Source organism: uncultured Campylobacter sp., assembly GCF_938045595.1.
Classification (GTDB): Bacteria; Campylobacterota; Campylobacteria; order Campylobacterales; family Campylobacteraceae; genus Campylobacter_B.
The window spans coordinates 1-1,802 of record NZ_CALIBB010000081.1 but is presented as its reverse complement, the minus strand read 5'-3'; the positions used below and the strand labels follow the sequence as shown (position 1 = coordinate 1,802).

General features: G+C 46.3%; 3 protein-coding genes. 1 reads left to right on the top strand and 2 read right to left on the bottom strand.

Annotated features, from left to right (window positions below; genetic code table 11):
* On the top strand, positions 1 to 238 hold a 238-nt coding region (locus tag Q0340_RS03100), incomplete at its 5' end, for a hypothetical protein (protein ID WP_298082116.1).
* Positions 239 to 311: 73 nt separating this feature from the next.
* On the opposite strand, the gene Q0340_RS03095 is transcribed toward Q0340_RS03100, so the two are convergent.
* Positions 312 to 635, bottom strand: a complete 324-nt coding sequence (locus Q0340_RS03095; RefSeq protein WP_298082115.1) for a hypothetical protein — start codon at positions 633 to 635, stop codon at positions 312 to 314.
* 146 nt (positions 636 to 781) lie between these two features.
* Positions 782 to 1,459 (bottom strand): hypothetical protein, encoded by a 678-nt coding sequence (locus tag Q0340_RS03090; protein WP_298082114.1) that lies wholly within the window; start codon positions 1,457 to 1,459, stop codon positions 782 to 784.
* Positions 1,460 to 1,802: the final 343 nt, after the last annotated feature.

Here is a 1,802-nt window from a genome sequence, read left to right as displayed (position 1 = left end):
GGCGGAAATAAAATTTGCGACGCGGAATTTTAGGTACGCGCTTAGGGCTGAGGCTAAAAAGCAGAGCGCCCGTCGCGAAAGACTGCGGAATTTTACCACAGCGGGTTTAAAACTACGCTCATACCGCTACGCCCGCTATGCCTTAAGTGTGGAATTTTATTGTGACGGCTCCCAAACAGCGCGCGGATCGCTAACTGCGCTAAATTTTACGACGCGGAATTTGGTATGTAGAATTTAAGGCTTTGGGCGTTCGCAAGCAGCGATTGCAAGCGGTAGCACGGAATTTAGCGCGTAGAATTTAAAAGCGAAATTTAGCCGTTTGAAAAATACGCGCGAGATTTTGCGACGTAAAATTTGGCGCTCGAATTTTGCGATAGTAAATTCGGCGCCTGGAATTTTACAGCGAAATTTTGCAACGTAATTTTGTCTCGTAGAGCTTTGATACGGATTTTGTTTTTGCGGCAGCAAGGCTTTAAATCCCGCGCTTCAAGCTCCGCGGCAGGCAGCCGGCTAGAATTCCATCTCGCATAGTCGGTTAAAATTTTGCAAGAAATTCTGCGTAGAATTTTATGCAGAATTCTGCTTTGTGCGCTTGCGTGGCTAGGTAAAATTTCGCGCGAAATTTCGTTTTTCAAGACGACTTAGAATTTAGCGTGAACTATAAAATTTACCGCCAAGCTTACATGGGCTCGTGCGATTAAATTTAGCCTCGCGATCTCACGACGCCTTATCGATCGTGCCCCAAATTAAGGCGCCAAATTTTTCTTGCGCGAGCCTAGTTCTACAAATCGTGCTTTTCGATCAAAACGCTCTTATTATCGTCGTCGCCACTACAGAACGCTCTATATGAGCCGGACATTGTGTTTTCGAATAAAAACACTACGCCGCCCTTTTGAAATTTTTTCGAGCAGCCCTTGGCGTGCAGCTCGGCGAGTTTCGGGCTATCCGGAGCATAAAACTGATAGCTATCGGTGAAGTGCTCCACGTATCGGTAGGTGATCTCTGCCCAAGGCGCACTGCTGTCGCCGCTTCTATTTAGCACGATGGTTCTGGCGTTTATCGCCGCAAGCTTTGATTTTAGCTCTGCAAACGTCTTTTTATCCCAGCCAACGAGCTTTAACCCTTCGCCAATACCCGGTGCATTATCTTTGAAAATGGAATTTGAGTAAAATTTCGTCTTATTGCTGTCCAAATCAATCCAAATATATTCATCGCCATAAGTGCTCTGGATCGTAACGCGCAAATTTTTAGGGAAGTTGCGATCTGCAAAAGCTAACAGGTCTAGAAATTTCTCGCGATTTTGCTCGTAGTTTTGCATCGGCGGGGCTTTATCCAGTTCCATATCATCTTTATCAAAGAAAGAATTAAACGCGAAAAATGCCGCCAAAATCGGTAGCACCTTTACGCAAAAGAGCAAACCCAGAACTACAGCTATGATGATTTTTAAAGCTTTAGCCAAATTTTCTCCTTAAATTTTATAGCCGTTTAGACCTGACGGCTGGTTTATGTTTGAGCTCTACGGCTACGTGCGTAAAATTTAGCGCTCGTAGCGTATTTCAGAGCTGCGGGCGCGAGAGCGTTCATGAAAAGCGCTCGTGCGTTGCAGTCGGCGACAGAAATAGCACCCGCAGCGGAAGTAGGTAAACTCTCGCACGGCGCCCCCGTATAAAATATACCGCGCAGAGTATCCACCCAAAGCGCCTACGATCTCTCGCACTAGGTAAAGCGCTCGCAATAGCTCTCGCCGAATAAATTTTAAGAGGCACGAGCTGTTTGCATAGCCTGCGGCGTGAAAACGAAGC